We start from the raw sequence: 18,046 nt of genomic DNA on the forward strand, positions 1-18,046 counted from the left end.
AACTAGACTTCGACAATGACAGAGGAACCTACGAACGATGCAGGCCAGGGCCTGTGGCAAGTCTGCGTTGAGCAACTGGGGCAGGAAATGCCCGAACAGCAGTTCAACACCTGGATCAAGCCCCTGACCGCGCACGTCGCCGAAGACTTCTCCAAAGTCACCGTCTACGTGGCCAACCGCTTCAAGCTCGACTGGATCCGCGCCCAATATGCAGGCCGCATCTCGGCCATGCTGGAGTCGCTCTATGGCCAGCCGGTGACGCTTGAGTTGGCACTTGCTCAGCGGGAAAGCGTTGTGCGGACTTACGTCCGCCCCTCCTCCAGCGAGCGCTCGGCCCCACCGGAAACCATCGTCACCTCGGTGCCCACGGTCACCAGCGAAGACGCGGCAGCGCCCGTCTTTCGCACGCGCCTGAACGCCGCGCTGACCTTCGAGACCCTGGTGGAAGGTACGGCCAACCGCATGGCACGCTCGGCCGCCATGCATGTGGCGGGCTCGCCCGGACACCTGTACAACCCGCTGTTCATCTACGGCGGCGTGGGCCTGGGCAAGACCCACCTGGTGCATGCCGTGGGCAACAAGCTGCTGGCCGACAAGCCCGACGCCAAAGTTCTCTACATCCATGCCGAGCAGTTCGTCTCGGATGTGGTCAAGGCCTACCAGCGCCGCACCTTTGACGAATTCAAGGAGCGTTACCACTCGCTGGATCTGCTGCTGATCGACGACGTGCAGTTCTTCGCCAACAAGGACCGCACGCAGGAGGAGTTCTTCAACGCCTTCGAGGCGCTGCTGGCCAAGAAGAGCCACATCGTGATGACCTCGGACACCTATCCCAAGGGTCTGGCGAACATCCACGAGCGGCTGGTATCGCGCTTCGACTCCGGGCTGACGGTGGCCATCGAGCCGCCCGAGCTGGAGATGCGCGTGGCCATCCTGATCAACAAGGCCCGCGCCGAGAACGCCGAGATGCCCGAGGAAGTCGCCTTCTTCGTGGCCAAGAACGTGCGCTCCAACGTGCGCGAGCTCGAAGGCGCGCTGCGCAAGATCCTGGCCTATTCGCGCTTCAACCAGAAGGAAGTCTCCATCCAGCTGGCCCGCGAGGCCCTGCGTGATCTGCTGTCCATCCAGAACCGCCAGATCAGTGTGGAGAACATCCAGAAGACGGTGGCCGACTACTACAAGATCAAGGTGGCCGACATGTACAGCAAGAAGCGCCCGGCCAGCATCGCCCGGCCGCGCCAGATTGCCATGTACCTGGCCAAGGAATTGACCCAGAAGAGCCTGCCCGAGATCGGCGAGCTGTTCGGCGGGCGCGACCACACCACCGTGCTGCACGCGGTGCGCAAGATCGCCGGCGAACGCCAGCAACTGACCGAGCTGAACCAGCAGCTGCACGTGCTGGAGCAAACTCTCAAAGGTTGATGAAAACTCCCCCGTTCTGGTCGTATGTACGCGGCAAAATGGGGGATTCGAGCGGCAAGAGGGGGCTCATTTGTGAGCCGCCGCTCCTACCGAGACCCGCATCCTTAAATCAGAGGTTGACATGATCGTCCTGAAAGCCACACAAGACAAAGTTCTCGCGGTCCTGCAATCGGTGTCCGGCATCGTCGAACGCCGCCACACGTTGCCCATCCTGGCCAACGTGCTGATCAAGAAGACCGGCAACGCATTGCAGCTGACCACCAGCGACCTGGAAATCCAGATCCGCACCACCGCCGAGCTCGGCGGCGACACCGGCGACTTCACCACCACCGTGGGCGCGCGCAAGCTGATCGACATCCTCAAGACCATGCCCGGCGACCAGACCGTGAGCCTGGAGACCCAGCAGGCCAAGATGGTGCTCAAGGGCGGCAAGAGCCGCTTCACGCTGCAGACCCTGCCGGCCGAGGACTTCCCGCTGGTTCAGGAGGCTGCGGCCTTCGGCCCTTCGTTCAGCGTGCCGCAGAAGGTGCTCAAGGACCTGCTGGGCCAGGTCTCCTTCGCCATGGCCGTGCAGGACATCCGCTACTACCTCAACGGCATCCTGTTCGTGGCCGAGGGCAAGCAGCTGTCCCTGGTGGCCACCGACGGCCACCGCCTGGCGTTCGCAAGCAGCCAGCTGGACGTGGAAGTGCCCAAGCAGGAAGTGATCCTGCCGCGCAAGACCGTGCTGGAGCTGCAGCGCCTGCTGTCGGATGCCGGTGGCGAGAACCAGCCCCACATCGAGATGCAGTTCGCCAACAACCAGGCCAAGTTCACCTTCGGCGGCATGGAGTTCGTGACCAAGCTGGTCGAGGGCAAGTTCCCCGACTACAACCGTGTCATCCCGCGCAACCATACCAACAGCGTGACCCTGGGCCGCGCCCCGCTGCTGGCAAGCCTGCAGCGCACGGCCATCATGACCAGCGACAAGTTCAAGGGCGTGCGCCTGACGGTGGAGCCCGGCACCTTGCGCGTGGCGTCCAACAACGCCGAGCAGGAAGAGGCCATGGACGAGCTGGACATCGACTACGGTGGCGACACCATCGAGATCGGCTTCAACGTCACCTACCTGATCGACGCCCTGTCCAACATGAGCCAGGACATGATCAGGATCGACCTGCAGGACGGCAACAGCTCGGCCCTGCTGACCATCCCCGAGAACGACAGCTTCAAGTACGTCGTGATGCCCATGCGCATCTGACCGCGCGCCACACGACACCGATGCCTGACACATTGCGCAGCCCCTGCACCCGCCGCCCGGTGGCACAAGCCGGTGCAAGGCGCGCAACCACCCTACCCGACTCGTAGCCCGCAGCGCGCGTCCCTACGCACCGCGCCAGCGGCCGAATCGAACATTTTCAAGCGAAGCGACAGCTTCCGACGGAACTACCCCAGGGCCTTCCATGACCGACGAGAACAAGCCAGAAAACCAGACCATTGCCCCCGAAGGCTCAGACTCCAGCGGCTATGGCGAAGGCGCGATCCAGATCCTCGAAGGCCTGGAGGCCGTGCGCAAGCGCCCCGGCATGTACATCGGCGATACCTCCGATGGCACGGGCCTGCACCACCTGGTCTTCGAAGTGGTGGACAACTCCATCGACGAAGCCCTGGCCGGCTACTGCGACGACATCCTGGTCACCATCCATGCCGATGGCTCCCTGTCCGTCATCGACAACGGCCGCGGCATCCCCACGCGCGTGAAGATGGACGACAAGCACGAGCCCAAGCGCTCGGCGGCCGAGATCGCCCTCACCGAACTGCACGCGGGCGGCAAGTTCAACCAGAACAGCTACAAGGTCTCGGGCGGCCTGCACGGCGTGGGCGTGTCCTGCGTGAACGCGCTGTCCATCTGGCTCAAGCTCAACGTGCGCCGCGATGGCGAGGTCTACGAAATCGACTTCTCGCGCGGCCACGTGCAGAACCGCCCGATCGAGATCGTGGACGGCGTCGAGGTCTCGCCCATGCGCGTGGTCGGCAAGAGCGACAAGCGCGGCACCAAGGTCCACTTCCTGCCCGACACGGAAATCTTCACGCAGAACCATGAGTTCCGCTACGAGATCCTGGCCAAGCGCCTGCGCGAACTGTCCTTCCTGAACAACGGCGTGCGCATCCGCCTCAAGGACGAGCGCGACGGCCGCGAAGACGACTTCTCCGGCGCCGGCGGCGTCATGGGATTCGTGCAGTTCATCAACGCCAACAAGAAGGTGCTGCATCCCACGGCCTTCCACGCCAACGGCACGCGTCCTGCGGAAAGCTACGGCGGCATCCCCGGCACCGAGATCGGCGTCGAAGTCGCCATGCAGTGGAACGACAGCTATGCCGAGCAGGTGCTGTGCTTCACCAACAACATCCCGCAACGCGACGGCGGCACCCACCTGACGGGCCTGCGCGCCGCCATGACGCGCGTGATCGGCAAGTACATCGAGCAGAACGAACTGGCCAAGAAGGCCAAGGTCGAGGTCAGCGGCGACGACATGCGCGAAGGCCTGTGCTGCGTGCTGTCCGTCAAGGTGCCCGAACCCAAGTTCAGCAGCCAGACCAAGGACAAGCTGGTCTCCAGCGAAGTGCGCGCGCCCGTGGAGGACATCGTCGCCAAGGCGCTGACCGACTACCTGGAAGAAAAGCCCAACGACGCCAAGATCCTGTGCAGCAAGATCGTCGATGCCGCGCGTGCCCGCGAGGCCGCGCGCAAGGCCCGCGAGATGACGCGCCGCAAGGGCGTGCTCGACGGCATGGGCCTGCCCGGCAAGCTGGCCGACTGCCAGGAAAAAGACCCGGCGCTGTGCGAGATCTACATCGTCGAGGGTGACTCCGCCGGCGGCTCCGCCAAGCAAGGGCGCGACCGCAAGTTCCAGGCCATCCTGCCGCTGCGCGGCAAGATCCTGAACGTGGAAAAGGCCCGCTACGAAAAGCTGCTGACCAGCAACGAAATCGTCACCCTGATCACGGCCCTGGGCACCGGCATCGGCAAGGCCACGGCCGAATCGGGCAAGAGCGGCAGCGACGACTTCGACCCCAACAAGCTGCGCTACCACCGCATCATCATCATGACCGACGCGGACGTGGACGGCGCCCACATCCGCACCCTGCTGCTGACCTTCTTCTACCGCCAGATGCCGGACCTGGTCGAGCGCGGCCACATCTACATCGCCCAGCCGCCGCTGTACAAGGTCAAGAACGGCAAGGAAGAGCTGTACATCAAGGACGGCCCCGCGCTCAACCAGTACCTGCTGCGCATCGCGCTGATGAACGCCAGCGTCAGCACCGGCGGTGCCAACCCGCGCACGCTGGACGGCGAGGAACTGGCCAAGCTGGCCAACATGCACCTGGCTGCCGAGACCGTCATCGACCGTCTGTCCAACTTCATGGATGCCGAGGCCCTGCGCGCCATCGCCGACGGCGTGCAGATCACGCTGGACAGCATCGAGGCGGCACAGGCCTGTGCCCCCATCCTGGAGGCCAAGCTGCGCGAGTTGACCACCACGGGCGTGCCCGCCGAGGTCACGGCCGAAATCGATCCAGTCTCCGAAAAGCCCGTGCTGCGCATCAGCCGCCACCACCACGGCAACATCAAGAGCTCCATCCTCACCCAGGAGTTCGTGCGCAGCCACGACTACGCCGCGCTGGCCGACGAAGCCCAGAACTTCAACGGCCTGCTGGGCGAAGGCGCCAAGGTCACGCGTGGCGAAGGCGAAAAGGCCAAGAGCGACAAGGCCGGCGACTTCCGCCAGGCCATGCAATGGCTGCTGCACGAGGCCGAACGCACCACGGCCCGCCAGCGCTACAAGGGCCTGGGCGAAATGAACCCCGAGCAGCTGTGGGAAACCACAATGGACCCCACCGTCCGCAGCCTGCTGCAGGTGCAGATCGGCGACGCCATCGAGGCCGACCGCGTGTTCACCATGCTCATGGGCGATGAAGTGGAGCCACGCCGGGAATTCATCGAGACGAATGCGCTGCGGGCGGGCAATATCGACGTGTGATGGCGCAGGTTTCATCCATCTCGTAGAACCTTCGACGTCGCCATCGAGCTGTTGACCCTGCAGTGCGGCATTGGATTGCACAGCATGGCGCCAACAGCAACGCAAAGCCCGGGATCAGCATGCCCCCTGATACCCGGGCACCAGCGCATCGCCAGATCAAGCGTGCAAAACAAAGGCTGAAAGAGAATGTCGATCGATCCGAGAATCGGCGGCATTCTTCACCCGGGCCATGAAGTGATGCCTCAATTGATGCATTCGCATGCGCGAGAAATTCGGAGCAAGCCGTTTTGCTGAATGCAGAAACGGGCATGTCCAACCAACGACATCAACCGCCGGGCCTTCTTCTGCCTTGATGCACGACCGGCTCGAGAAACAACTGCCGAAAGTAATCGCGAAACGCCGTCATCGCTGGGGAAAATTCGATGCCTTGCTTCCACCCAAGCCCGATGTTCATCGTTGGCACGGCGTCGCGCAGACTGATGGTTTCAATGCGCTTTCCCTCCAGCGACCAAGGTCGATAAACCATATCCGAGAGAACGGTCACGCCAAGGCCATTCGCCACGGTGCTGCGCACTGCTTCTACAGAGCTCGTGCGCAGCCTGATCTGAGGTTGGTACGGCGTCTTGCTCCAATATTTCATTGCAGTGCCCGCAGCCTCGTCCACGGTGAGCAGGATGTAGGGCTCGGCAGCCACATCGGCCAGCGTGACTTCCGCCTTTTCGAGCAGCGCATGCTTGGCCGGCACCCACAGTCGGCGTTGCGAGCCAAAGAATGTCTCGAGCGACAGCTCGCGCAGCACCACATTGGAGGTGAGCAGTACTCCCATGTCGTATTGCTGCGTGATCAGCCCCTCCTCAATGGCTTCACGCACTACCTCGTGCACCTTGACCTTGATCTGCGGATGCAATTGCTCGAAACGCTGAAGGTGATGGGGCAAGAAGTAGCCGAGCACCGTGTAGGTGGCGGCAATGGTCAGCGTCCCCTCGACATTCACTCCCTCATGCGGCATGCGGATCGCCTCGTCTGCAGCCGAGAGCACGGCATAGGCATGGCTCAGAAACCGCCGTCCGGCCCGGGTCAGCTCCACGCCATGAGGCTGTCGCTCAAACAGCTGCTGCCCCAGCATTTCCTCCAGCTCCCGGACTGCCGTGGTCACCGCCGATTGCGAGATGTTGAGTTGCAGTGCCGCATGTGAGATGCGCCCCACTTCGGCCACCGCCGTGAAGTACTTGAGCTGGCGAAGGGTCAGAGACATGGTGCGGCCTTCCTGGGGTATTTACTTATCTCTCAAAAATTACATGCCAGCGCGCGCAAATCCGATACCGAGTATTCACTGATCTGCAGGGTAGCGTTCATTGCAGGCAGTCGGAGTATCTGTTTTTCAGATATCGCATCGCCTGTAAATAATGCTTTTCAGCCGATTTTCAGCTCACTAATCTTCACCTTGTCCCGCATTGCTGCCATCTGGCCGTGCCAACAACACAAGGCAAAAACGTGAAGAAGACGCTGATTGATCTGAACTCCGACATGGGCGAAAGCTTCGGTCCATGGGCCATCGGCGATGGTGTGGACCAGGAATTGATGCCGTTGATCAGCTCGGCCAATATCGCCACAGGCTTTCATGCGGGTGATCCGAACATCATGCGCAAGACGGTGTTGTTGGCCCGGGAAAACGGCGTGGGCATCGGCGCGCACCCGGGCTTTCGCGACCTCGTGGGCTTCGGGCGCCGCCATATCAATGCACCGGCCGACGAGCTGGTGAACGACATGGTCTACCAGCTCGGCGCGCTGCGCGAATTCGCGCGGCTGGCCGGCATGACGCTGCAGCACATCAAGCCGCACGGCGCGCTCTACATGCATGCGGCGCGCGACGAGGCGCTGTCGCGCGCACTCGTCACGGCCCTGCAGCAGATCGAACCGACGCTGCGCCTGTTCTGCATGGAATCGTCCGTCACCTTCCAGGTGGCGTGCGAATTGGGCCAGCCCGTGGCGCGCGAGTTCTATGCCGACCGCGACTACGACCTGAGCGGCTCCATCGTCTTCACCCGCCGCGTCGGCGCGCTCGACCCCGAGGCCGTGGCCGCCAAGGTGCTGCGCGCCTGTACCGAAGGCGTGGTGCGCACGGTCGAAGGCCAGGACCTGGCGATCGGCTTCGACTCGGTCTGCATCCACAGCGACACGCCCGGCGCGCTGGCGCTCGTGCAGGCCACGCGCCGAGCACTGGCCAAGCACGGCATCGAAGTTGCAGGTTTTGCCGGTGCGGCTGCGCCGGCGCAGCCTTGAGTTTTCCGTTCTTCCCGCTTTCGTTCCTGTTCCCGCTTTCCAGGAGTGCATCGATGCCCGCTACCCATGAAGTCCTGAGCCCGCTGCCGGGCACCTTCTACCGCCGTTCGGCGCCTGACGCGCCGCCATTCAAGGCCGAAGGCGACACCGTGGCCGTGGGCGATGTGATCGGCCTGGTCGAGGTGATGAAGCAGTTCAGCGAAGTCACGGCCGACGTGGCAGGACGGCTGCGGGGCTTTGCCGTGGAGAACGGCGAACCCGTCGATCCTGGCCAAGCGCTGGCCGTCATCGAAACGGCGTGAGGCCCGGACCATGACCGCCGCATTCGACAAGCTGCTCATCGCCAACCGCGGCGAGATCGCGGTGCGCATCATCCGCGCCGCGAAGGAACTGGGCCTCAAGACCGTCGCCGTCTACAGCGACGCTGACGCGCAAAGCCTCGCGGTGCGCATGGCCGACGAAGCCGTGCGCATTGGCCCGGCGCATGCCACCAGGAGCTATCTGAGCGTAGACGCCATTCTTGAAGCGGCAGCCGACAGCGGCGCCGGCGCCGTGCATCCGGGCTACGGTTTCCTGTCGGAGAACGCCGCGTTCGCCGAGCGCATCGAGGGCGCGGGTCTGGTGTTCGTCGGCCCGACACCGCACGCGATCCGCACCATGGGCGACAAGGCCGCCGCGCGCGCCGCGGCCATGAAGGCCGGCGTGCCCACCGTGCCCGGCAGCGTGGGGGCAGTGACAGATGCCGACACCGCCGTTGCGGTGGCAAAGGACATCGGCTACCCCATCATGATCAAGGCCTCGGCCGGCGGGGGCGGGCGCGGCATTCGCGTGGCGCACGACGAAGCCGAGCTGCGCCAGCAGTTCGCCACCGCCACGGCGGAGGCGCAGGCCGCTTTCGGCAACGGCGAGGTGTACCTCGAACGCTTCATCCGCCAGGCGCGCCACATCGAGGTGCAGATCCTGGGCGACGGCCAGCGCGTGGTTCACTGCTTCGAGCGCGAATGCTCGCTGCAGCGACGCCGCCAGAAAGTGTGGGAAGAAGCGCCCTCGGCCGCCATCAGCGAGGCCACGCGCGCGGCGCTGTGCGAATCGGCGCTGCGGCTGGCCCATGCCGTGGCCTACCGCGGCGCGGGCACGCTCGAATACCTGTACGACGACGACACGCGCGAGTTCTTCTTCATCGAGATGAACACGCGCATCCAGGTCGAGCACCCCGTCACCGAGATGATCACCGGCATCGACCTCGTGAAGGAGATGCTGCGCATCGCGCTGGGCCAGCCGCTGCGCCTGCAGCAGGAAGACATCCGGCTGACCGGCGCGGCCATCGAAGTGCGCATCAACGCCGAGAACGCCGCGAAGAACTTCATGCCCAGCCCGGGCCTCGTGTCGCAGCTCGTGGTGCCGGGCGGCCCCGGCGTGCGCTTCGACACCATGCTGTTCCCCGGCTGCACCGTGCCGGCGTACTACGACTCGCTGCTGGGCAAGCTGATCGTGCACGACACCGATCGCGCCGGTGCACTGGCCCGCATGCGGCGCGCGCTCGACGAGCTGCAGGTCGAAGGCATCCACACCACGATCCCGCTGCACCGCGCACTGTGCGAGGACGCGGGCGTGGCGCAGGCCGCATTCCACACGGGCTTTCTCGAAACCTGGCTGGCGTTGAATCCGCTGGCCGACGCACCCGCCCCACTTGCGGAGGTGACCGCATGACCGCTGCCAGCACCCTCCCCACCCAGGCCCGCTACAGCTTCGGCGGCGACGAGCACCTGTTCGTCGAGATCAGCGAAGAGATGTCGCTGCCCGCGTTCTTCAAGGGCATGGCCATCTGCAATGAGCTGCGCCGCCGCGCACAGGCGGGCGAGATCACGGGCGTGACCGAGATCTGTCCGGCCAACGCCGCCTACCTCGTGCGCTTCGATCCCGATGCGATCGCGCCCGACGCACTGCTCGCCACGCTCAAAGACATCGAAGCGGGCCTGGGCGATGCCGACCTGCAGATGCAGACGCGCATCGTCGAGATTCCCGTGCTCTACAACGACCCGTGGACGCACGAGACGCTGATGCGCTTTCGCGAGCGGCACCAGGACCCGTCGGGCACCGACATCGAGTACGCGGCGCGCATCAACGGCCACGTCTCGGTCGAGGCCTTCATCGAGGCGCACTCGTCGGCGCCCTGGTTCGTGTCGATGGTCGGCTTCGTGGCCGGCCTGCCCTTTCTGTTCCAGATGGTCGAGCGCCAGCGCCAGATCCAGGTGCCCAAATACCTGAGCCCGCGCACCGACACGCCCAGGCTCACGCTGGGCCACGGCGGTTGCTTCAGCTGCATCTACTCGGTGCGTGGTGCGGGCGGCTACCAGATGTTCGGTGTCACGCCCGCGCCCATCTTCGACCCGGCGCAACGGCTGTCCTACCTGAAGGAGCTGATGGTGTTCTTCCAGCCCGGCGACATCGTCAAGTACAAGCCCATTGACCGCGCCGAGTACGACCGCCAGATCGCGCAGGTCGAGGCCGGCACCTACGCGCTGCGCATCGCGCCAGTGTCGTTCTCGCTCAACGATTTCCTGGCCGACCCGGGCGGCTACAACCAACAGCTCCTGAAAGTGCTCCATGGCGATTGAAGTGCTCAAGCCCGGCCTCGCGACCAGCGTGCAGGACGCCGGCCGCCCCGGCTACTACCACCTGGGCATTCCGCTGTCGGGTGCGCTCGACCAGCAAAGCCTGGTGCTCGCAAACCTGCTGGTCGGCAACGACGAAGGTGCGGCCGTCATCGAAAGCACGCTGCTCGGGCCCGAGCTGCAGTTCGACGCGCCCGCGCTGGTGGCCGTGACCGGCGCCGACGCGAAGATCAAGCTCAACGTCAATGAGGTGCCACGCAATACTGCATTCGCGGTGCAGGCCGGCGACAGGCTCGGCTTCGACTTCATGAAGCTCGGCGCGCGCATGTGCATCGCCGTGGCCGGCGGCATCGACGTGCCGGTGGTGCTGGGCAGCCGCTCGACCTACAGCTTGGGCGCATTCGGCGGCTTCAACGGACGCAAGCTGCTGGCCGGCGACAGACTGCCCGTGGGAGTACCGTCCGCCACCGCCCGCGCGGGTCGCACGGTGCAGGCCGCATTGCTGCCGGTGCTCGACAAGGAAGTGGTCCTGCGTGTGCTGCCGGGCATCTACTTCCACCGACTGCAGGAGGTGTCGGTGCAAAGCTTCTTTGCCGACACCTGGACCGTCGGTTCCGAGGCCGACCGCATCGGCTACCGCTACAAGAACGGCACGCCGCTGAAGTTCCACGAGCGCACGCCGCCATTCGGCGCGGGTGACGACCCGTCGAACATCGTCGATGCGGGCTACCCATACGGTTCCATCCAGGTGCCGGGCGGACGCGAACCGATCATCCTGCACCGTGATGCGGTCTCGGGCGGCGGCTACGCGATGGTGGGCACCGTCATCAGCGCCGACATGGATCTCATCGCCCAGATGCAGCCAAACCACAAGGCACGCTTTGTCGAAGTCGATATGGCGCAGGCACTCGAAGCACGCGCCGAGCGGCGGCGAAGAATCGAGCGCTTGCGCGCAGCGCTCTCGGCCTGAGCGCGGCCCTCTTCGTCCCTCTCAAGAGAGCCGATGACAACCAAGGAAGCGGTCGAGTTCGCCACTCTGGAATGGGTGCCGTAGTTCAACCACCATCGCCCGCCTGGACCCATCGGGCATCACTCTAGCCAGCCTCGAGCCTGCCCGCCAAACTCATCCCACAGCGCCTGCGTATGCTCGCCCAGCGCGGGCACGGCGCCCATGGCGGCTTCGGCATCCGATAGCGTGGCCGGGGGCAGCAGGGCCTGGATGTTGCCGGCGGGCGTGGCGACTTCGCGCCAGCGTTGGCGCGCCTGCAATTGCGGATGGTTCCAGACCGCGTGCATGTCGTTGAGCGGCGCGTTGGCGATGCCGCCTGCATCCAGGCGCTGCATGGCCTGTTCGCGGCTCAGGTGGGCCAGCACGGATGCGATCACCGCATCGAGTTCCGCGCGGTGCGCCACGCGCTGCAGGTTGGTGGCAAAGCGCGCGTCCTGCGCCAGCGCAGGCTGCTGCAGCACATGGATGCAGAAGCTGTGCCATTCGCGGTCGTTCTGCAGGCCGAAGATCAGGCTCTGGCCGTCACCGGCCGTGTACTGGCCATAGGGCGCGATGGAAGGATGGGTCAGCCCGCTGCGCGCAGGCGCCGTGCCGCCGTAGTGGGCGAAGTTCAGCGGGTAGGACATCCATTCGGCCAGCGCCTCCAGCATGGAAACCTCCACGCGCAGGCCCCGGCCTGTGCGGGCGCGCTGCAACAGCGCAGACAGGATGCCCGAGTAGGCATACATGGCGGCCGCGATGTCGGCGATGGAAATGCCCACGCGTGCGGGCTGGTCGGGCGTGCCCGTGACCGAGATCAGGCCGGCTACCGCCTGGATCAGCAGGTCGTAGGCCTTTTTGTCGCTGAGCGGGCCGCCTTCGCCATAGCCCGATATATCGCAGACGATGAGACGCGGATATTTCTCATGCAGGCTGTCGAAATCCATGCCCATTCTCTGCATGGCACCCGGGGCCAGGTTCTGGATCAGGATATCGGCGTTTTCCAGTATTTTCCCGACGATATGCTGCCCTTCGGCGGTCTTGATATCTGCGGCCAGGCTTTGCTTTCCCCGATTGGCCCAGACAAAAAAGGATGATTCACCATGGACCTTGTCGTCATAGCCCCGTGCAAAATCCCCATCGGGTAATCGCTCCAGCTTGATGACCCTGGCACCCAGGTCCGCCAGCTGCCGGCTGGCAAAAGGCCCTGCCACGGCGTGTTCCATGGCCAATACCGTCAAACCATCCAATGGGCGTGTCTGCATTTTCTTGAACGAGGCGAATATTCGATTCGCCGCATTCTAGAAGTGCGACCATCACCCAGCCAGTCGGCATTTTCTAAGCAGAATTTCAAATCTTCTAAGGCAGGGATTCCTGCACGGCGCCTTCCTCGGGCAAAGGCTGGGCCGCCACATAGGCCACGAAATCGCGGGCATAGGCGGGCAGGGTTTCGGGTTCGCGCGTGACCACCTTCTGCTCGCGCTGCGCCCAGGCCTCGTCCAGGCCCACGGCGGCCAGCCTGTGCGCCTGCAGCGCCGGCCGGGCAATGGAGCGTGGCACCAGCGCAATGCCCACGCCTTCCTGCACGCACTGCAGCACGGCCTCGAATGTTGGTGCGTGCACACGTACCCTGGGATTCATGCCCAGCCTGGAGGCCATGCCTTGGAGGTAGAGGAAGTTGCTGGTCTTGCGGCCGATCGAGACCAGGTCGTAGGTCAGCGCGGTTTCCAGCGGCACCCTGCTGCTGGCGGCCAAGGGGTGGCCAGCGGGCACCACAAACACCAGTTCATCGTGGCCATAGGTGATGGCATGCAGGCCATGCAGATCGATCTGGCCGGCCACCAGGCCCACGTCGGCATTGCCGTCGAGCACGGCGCGCACCGTGTCTTCGCTCAGGCGCTCCTCCAGGTCCACATTGACGTTCGGATAATGGGCCAGATAGCGGCTGAGCACGGGCGCGATTCCCGTCAGCGTGCTGCTGTTGGCAAAGACGCGGATATGGCCCGATATTCCGTTGATGTGTCTTTGCATTTCTCCGTGCAAGCGGTCCACGCTGCCGAAAATGGAATCGGCGTATTTCTTGACCGTCATTCCCGCCGGGGTCAGCACCATGCCTTTGGACGTTCTTTCAAACAGCGATGCACCCATGGCCTGCTCCAGATTCTTGAGCCGGTAGCTGGCCGATGGCGCCGTCAAATGCATTTCGGCCGCGCCTGCGCTGAGGCTTTTGGCCTGGGCAATGGCAAGGAAAACCCTGAGATCCGTCAATTCATATCGCATCCGTTGCATGCCCGCCGGGAGCATTTCCTTGGTGTTAGACGGTTTCTAACCGCCCTATCAATGATTCGACTGGCCGCATTGGCCGCGCATTTCTATAGTCGGCGCCAGGAGACAACGGAGAAAATTATGGACTTCAAGACGGCAAGACGCCAAACCCTTCTCACCGCCCTGCTTCTGGCCGCCGGCGCGGCCGCATCGCAGGACTATCCTGCGCGCCCCATCAAGCTGGTGATTCCCTATGCGGCAGGCGGCCCCACCGACACCTTCGGCCGCGCCATGGCCGATGTCTGGAGCCAGAAGCTGGGCACGCCCGTGGTGATCGAGAACCGCACGGGTGCCGGCACCCTGGTGGGCACGGAGGCGGTTGCCAAGGCAGCCCCTGACGGCTACACCCTGCTGCTGACCACGGTGGCGCATGCCGTCAATCCCTACATCCACGACAAGCTGGGCTACCGCACGGAGGAAGACTTCGCGCCTGTGGGACTGCTCGCCAGGGCGCCGCTGGTGCTGGTGGTCGACAAGCGGCTGCCCGTGCAAAGCCTGCCGGATTTCCTGGCCTATCTGCGGGCGCGGCCCGGCCAGGTCAGCTATGCATCGGCGGGCGTGGGCAGCGCTCCGCACCTGGGTGCGGAGCTGCTGAACCTGATGGCGGGCACCCGGGCCCAGCATGTGCCCTACCGGGGCAGTGCGCCAGCCATACAGGACCTCATCGGCGGGCACCTGGCCTTCATGCTGGACAGCGCTCCCACGGGCCTGGCCCAGGTCAAGGCGGGCACGGTGCGCCTGCTGGCCACCACCATGGCCCAGCGCCTGCCGCAGACACCCGACACGCCTGCCATTGCCGAGCAGGTGCCCGGCTACGAGGCCTATACCTGGAACGCCGTGTTCGCCCCCGCAGGCACGCCGCCAGCGCTGATTGCCCGCCTGCAGTCCAGCCTGCAGGCCACGGTGGACGATGCCGGGCTGCAGAAAAAGGCCTACGACATGGGCCTGGTGCTGGAAAAGCAGCCCCGCCCCCAGGCGCTGGCCGCCTTCCTCAAGCAGGAGCTGGACAAATGGGGCAAGGTCGCCCGCGCCGCCCACATGAGCGCGAACTGAGGAGAGTCGCCATGCCACGCCACCCATCCCTGTGCGCCCAGCGCTATTTTGAAGACTTCGCGCTGGGCGAGGTCTTCGCCCTGCCATCGCGCACCATGACCGATGCCCTGTTCGCCGCCTTCCAGCTGGCCAGCGGCGACAACCATCCCGTGCACTACGACGTGGAGTACTGCCGCGCGCGCGGCATGCCCCATATGCTGGCCCACGGCTACCAGGTGGCCATACAGACGGCGGCGGGCGCCGGCCTGTTCCCGCACATGGTCGAGGAATCGCTCAAGGGCTTCCTGGAGCAGGGCAGCCGCTTCCTGGCCCCCGTCTATGTGGGCGACACGCTGTACTGCACGCTGACGGTGTCCGAGCTCAAGCCCGGCAACACCACGGGCGTACTGACCCTGGCCACCGAGGTGCTGAACCAGCGCGACGAGCGGGTGTCGGACGGGTTTCAGAAATACCTGTTGAGGAAGCGGCCGGCCTGAAGGCCAGGGGATGGATGCAGGGGCAGCGTCCCCCAAAGACCCGCCCCCTCGCTTGGCTACGCCGGCGCGGCAACCGCCGCCGGGCTTTCTGACGAAAAATAGCGGCCCTGCACACGCCCATCCCCCCACCATGAGATCCCCCATCAGCATCGTCGACGTCGACCGCCTCGACTCCTGGAGCAAATACAAGCCCGGCATGTGCGACAGCTGTGCGGCCAACTGCTGCACCATGCCGCTGGAGGTGCAGCTGCCCGATCTGGTGCGACTGGAGCTGGTGGATCCGTTCGAGGTGGACAACGTGGAGCCCAAGCTCATCGCCAAGCGGTTGATGAAGATGCGGCTGATCGACCACTACAACCCCAAGCACAACATCTTCACCATGGCGCGGCGCGCCAGCGGGGATTGCAATTTTCTGGATGCCCAGTCGCGGCGCTGCACGGTATACGACAAGCGGCCCGAAACCTGTCGCCTGCACCCCAAGAAGGGCCCCAAGCCCGGCTTTTGCGCCTACGGTCACAAGGACCGCTGACAGCAGCTGTTGCTCAAGACTTTCAACTCCTGCAAGTTCCAGCAATAGCCAAAAGCGCTTGAAACTGGCACAACCCAGGCCAGGGACGCCGAGGAAGGGCCGTCCCGCACCGAGGGTGTCGTCCCCCTCCCCCGCGAAGCGGGTAGAGAGGGGGAAGCGGCGTAAGCCGCTCAGGGGGAGTTGCCAGGCAACCCCGGCAGCCAGATGCGCGCCTGCAGGCCCGGATGCATGTTCTCGAAGCCCAGCTTGCCGCCGTGCAGCTGCACGATGGCCAGCACGCTGGCCAGGCCCAGGCCATAGCCTTCGCGGTCCGATTCGGCGCGGTAAAAGCGGGTGCTCATCTTCTCGCGCGTTTGCGCGTCCACGCCGGGGCCGCGGTCCTGCACGATGATTTCCACGCCCCAGGCGCCGCCGTCCATGCCGTGCTCGTGGGCCACGCCCGCGCGCAGCTGCATGTCGGCACCGTGGTCGCTGTCGGGCAATGATCCGTACTTGATGGCGTTGTCCACGAGGTTGGCCACGGCACTGGCCAGCAGGTCGCCGTCACCCAGCGCCATGGGCATGCCCTCGACATCCAGGCGCAGCACGCCGCCCGCGTCCTCGACCAGGGGCTCGTAGAACTCCACCACGTCGACCAGCAGGGCGCGCAGGTCCACGGGCGCGAAGTTCTTGCGGCTGGCGCCGCTTTCCACTTCGGCGATCTGCAGCAGCTTGTCGAACACCACGCCCAGCTCGGCCACTTCCTGGGCCACCAGCGCCAGCGTCTCGTTCTTTTCCTCGGGCGTGGCCTGCTGGGCATTGCGCAGGCGCAGCAGGATGCGCGTCAGCGGCGTGCGCAGGTTGTGGGCGATGGTGTTGGAGACGTGGCGTATGCCGTCCATCAACAGCTCCAGCCGGTCCAGCATGGTGTTGATGTCGCGGTTGAGCAGCGTGAACTCATCGTCGCGGCGCGTGACCGGAATGCGCTGGCGCAGGTCGCCCGTGGCCACGCGCGCCATGGTGCTGCGGATGTCGGCGGCACGCTCTTCCACCACGCGCCGGAAGGCCCCGGCGCCCAGCACGGCCATGCCCAGGGCCACCAGGCCGGCCAGCAGGCTTGCGCGGCCGAACAGCTCCTCCACATCGCTTTGCACCTGCATGTCGCTGCCCACGGCCAGCAGCTTGCCGTCGGACAGCTGGGCCACGGCCACGCGGCCGGCGATGATCTTGCCATTGCGCCGCACTTTGAGGTCGCGCACGCCCATCTCGGTGAGCCGGCGCGCCGGCACCACGTCGGCATTGCCGATGATGGGGTTGCCCTCGCCATCCATGAGGATGAGGATTTCCGTATCGGTGTTGACGCCGTCCAGCAGGGTCTGCTGGATCTCGGCCTCCAGCGCGGGCTCGCCGTACTTGTCGCGGTGCTCGACCAGGCGGCGCATGTGGTTCTCGGCCTGGCGATCGGTTCGCATGCGCAGCACGCCCACGGTCTGCACGTAGAACACCGACAGCACGATGGACATGGTCAGCACCAGCAGCACGCCGTAGGTCAGCGCCAGCCGGAAGGCCGTGGAGCTCCAGGGCTTGGCCAGCGACATCGGGTCAGGCCACCTGCGGCAGGTCCTGCGGGCGGTCCGACAGGCTGTAGCCCACGCCGCGCACGGTGTGGATCAGCGCGGGCTCGAAGCCCTTGTCCACCTTGCCGCGCAGGCGGCTGATGTGCACGTCGATGACATTGGTCTGCGGGTCGAACCGGTAGTCCCACACCGACTCCAGCAGCATGGTGCGCGTGACGATCTGGTGCGCATGCTGCATCAGAAAGGCCAGCAGGCGGAACTCGCGCGGCTGCAGCGCCAGCGGCTGGCCTGCGCGCTCGGCGCTGCGCGTGAGCAGGTTCAGCCGCAGGTCGGCCAGGCGCATCTCGCGCGCAGGGGCCGGGATCTGGGCGCGGCGCACCAGGGCCTCCAGGCGCGCCGAGAGTTCGGAGAAGGCAAAGGGCTTGGTCAGGTAGTCGTCGCAGCCGGCCTTGAGGCCGCGCACGCGCTCGTCCGTGGCCGACAGGGCGCTGAGCACCAGCACCGGCGTCTGCTTGCCCATGGAGCGCAGCGTCTGCAGGATCTGCAGGCCGTCGAAGCCGTTGGGCAGCATGCGGTCGAGGATGATCACATCCCAGCTCTCGCCCACGGCCATGGCGATGCCCTGCACACCATCGCTGCACACCGCCACCTGCGCGCCCTGCTGGCGCAGGCCTTCGGCGATGTAGCGCGCGTTCAGCGCGTCGTCTTCGATGATGAGATAGCGGTACATGCGGGCGGCAGGGCCTGACTCGAAACTGAGGCAGACACTATACGGCG

General features: G+C 65.1%; 16 protein-coding genes. 11 read left to right on the forward strand and 5 right to left on the reverse strand.

Annotated features, from left to right (window positions below; all coding sequences use genetic code 11):
- Window positions 1-15: 15 nt before the first annotated feature.
- The 3 genes from dnaA to gyrB all read left to right on the forward strand — a co-directional run bounded on the left by dnaA (window position 16) and on the right by gyrB (window position 5,444).
- Window positions 16-1,422, forward strand: a complete 1,407-nt coding sequence (gene dnaA, locus DACI_RS00005; protein ID WP_012201941.1) for a chromosomal replication initiator protein DnaA — start codon at window positions 16-18, stop codon at window positions 1,420-1,422.
- Window positions 1,423-1,543: 121 nt separating this feature from the next.
- Window positions 1,544-2,662 (forward strand): DNA polymerase III subunit beta, encoded by a 1,119-nt coding sequence (gene dnaN, locus DACI_RS00010; protein WP_012201942.1) that lies wholly within the window; start codon window positions 1,544-1,546, stop codon window positions 2,660-2,662.
- A gap of 202 nt (window positions 2,663-2,864) precedes the next feature.
- Entirely contained in the window at window positions 2,865-5,444 is a 2,580-nt protein-coding gene (gene gyrB / locus DACI_RS00015) for a DNA topoisomerase (ATP-hydrolyzing) subunit B (protein WP_012201943.1), read from the forward strand.
- Between the two features lie 325 nt (window positions 5,445-5,769).
- Here the strand turns inward: gyrB and DACI_RS00020 are convergent, their stop codons facing one another.
- Window positions 5,770-6,699, reverse strand: a complete 930-nt coding sequence (locus DACI_RS00020) for a LysR family transcriptional regulator (RefSeq protein ID WP_012201944.1) — start codon at window positions 6,697-6,699, stop codon at window positions 5,770-5,772.
- Window positions 6,700-6,938: 239 nt separating this feature from the next.
- Here DACI_RS00020 and DACI_RS00025 point away from each other — a divergent pair, with 239 nt between their 5' ends.
- The 5 genes from DACI_RS00025 to DACI_RS00045 are packed head-to-tail and all read left to right on the forward strand — an operon-like array spanning window position 6,939 to window position 11,312.
- Window positions 6,939-7,727 (forward strand): 5-oxoprolinase subunit PxpA, encoded by a 789-nt coding sequence (locus tag DACI_RS00025; RefSeq protein WP_043780123.1) that lies wholly within the window; start codon window positions 6,939-6,941, stop codon window positions 7,725-7,727.
- A gap of 53 nt (window positions 7,728-7,780) precedes the next feature.
- Window positions 7,781-8,029, forward strand: coding sequence for an acetyl-CoA carboxylase (locus tag DACI_RS00030; RefSeq protein WP_012201946.1), 249 nt, complete (start codon window positions 7,781-7,783; stop codon window positions 8,027-8,029).
- A 10-nt stretch (window positions 8,030-8,039) separates the two neighbouring features.
- Window positions 8,040-9,437, forward strand: a complete 1,398-nt coding sequence (locus DACI_RS00035; RefSeq protein WP_012201947.1) for an acetyl-CoA carboxylase biotin carboxylase subunit — start codon at window positions 8,040-8,042, stop codon at window positions 9,435-9,437.
- Window positions 9,434-10,345 (forward strand): 5-oxoprolinase subunit B family protein, encoded by a 912-nt coding sequence (locus DACI_RS00040; RefSeq protein WP_012201948.1) that lies wholly within the window; start codon window positions 9,434-9,436, stop codon window positions 10,343-10,345. Before DACI_RS00035 ends, DACI_RS00040 begins: the two co-directional genes overlap by 4 nt.
- Window positions 10,335-11,312 carry a 5-oxoprolinase subunit C family protein gene (locus DACI_RS00045; RefSeq protein WP_012201949.1) on the forward strand — a complete coding sequence of 326 codons (978 nt, stop codon included), beginning with the start codon at window positions 10,335-10,337 and terminating at the stop codon, window positions 11,310-11,312. The genes DACI_RS00040 and DACI_RS00045 overlap by 11 nt, the downstream gene beginning before the upstream one ends.
- Window positions 11,313-11,431: 119 nt before the next feature.
- Here the strand turns inward: DACI_RS00045 and DACI_RS00050 are convergent, their stop codons facing one another.
- Together DACI_RS00050 and DACI_RS00055 are read right to left on the reverse strand one after the other, a co-directional pair.
- Window positions 11,432-12,595: a CaiB/BaiF CoA transferase family protein gene (locus DACI_RS00050; RefSeq protein ID WP_012201950.1), complete on the reverse strand. Its 1,164-nt coding sequence runs from the start codon at window positions 12,593-12,595 to the stop codon at window positions 11,432-11,434.
- Window positions 12,596-12,689: 94 nt separating this feature from the next.
- A complete protein-coding gene (locus tag DACI_RS00055; protein WP_012201951.1) occupies window positions 12,690-13,610 on the reverse strand; it encodes a LysR family transcriptional regulator in 921 nt (306 codons plus the stop codon).
- A gap of 126 nt (window positions 13,611-13,736) precedes the next feature.
- Between DACI_RS00055 and DACI_RS00060 the strand changes: the two genes are divergently transcribed.
- The 3 genes from DACI_RS00060 to DACI_RS00070 all read left to right on the forward strand — a co-directional run bounded on the left by DACI_RS00060 (window position 13,737) and on the right by DACI_RS00070 (window position 15,713).
- Window positions 13,737-14,708 (forward strand): tripartite tricarboxylate transporter substrate binding protein, encoded by a 972-nt coding sequence (locus DACI_RS00060; protein ID WP_012201952.1) that lies wholly within the window; start codon window positions 13,737-13,739, stop codon window positions 14,706-14,708.
- A gap of 11 nt (window positions 14,709-14,719) precedes the next feature.
- Window positions 14,720-15,184 (forward strand): MaoC family dehydratase, encoded by a 465-nt coding sequence (locus DACI_RS00065; RefSeq protein WP_012201953.1) that lies wholly within the window; start codon window positions 14,720-14,722, stop codon window positions 15,182-15,184.
- A gap of 130 nt (window positions 15,185-15,314) precedes the next feature.
- Window positions 15,315-15,713: a YkgJ family cysteine cluster protein gene (locus DACI_RS00070; RefSeq protein WP_043780135.1), complete on the forward strand. Its 399-nt coding sequence runs from the start codon at window positions 15,315-15,317 to the stop codon at window positions 15,711-15,713.
- A gap of 170 nt (window positions 15,714-15,883) precedes the next feature.
- Here the strand turns inward: DACI_RS00070 and DACI_RS00075 are convergent, their stop codons facing one another.
- Window positions 15,884-17,290: a sensor histidine kinase gene (locus tag DACI_RS00075; RefSeq protein ID WP_012201955.1), complete on the reverse strand. Its 1,407-nt coding sequence runs from the start codon at window positions 17,288-17,290 to the stop codon at window positions 15,884-15,886.
- Window positions 17,291-17,294: 4 nt separating this feature from the next.
- Window positions 17,295-17,999: a response regulator transcription factor gene (locus DACI_RS00080; protein WP_017407046.1), complete on the reverse strand. Its 705-nt coding sequence runs from the start codon at window positions 17,997-17,999 to the stop codon at window positions 17,295-17,297.
- Window positions 18,000-18,046 lie beyond the last annotated feature (47 nt).

The sequence above is a fragment of the Delftia acidovorans SPH-1 genome, assembly GCF_000018665.1.
GTDB classification, from domain to species: Bacteria; Pseudomonadota; Gammaproteobacteria; order Burkholderiales; family Burkholderiaceae_C; genus Comamonas; species Comamonas acidovorans.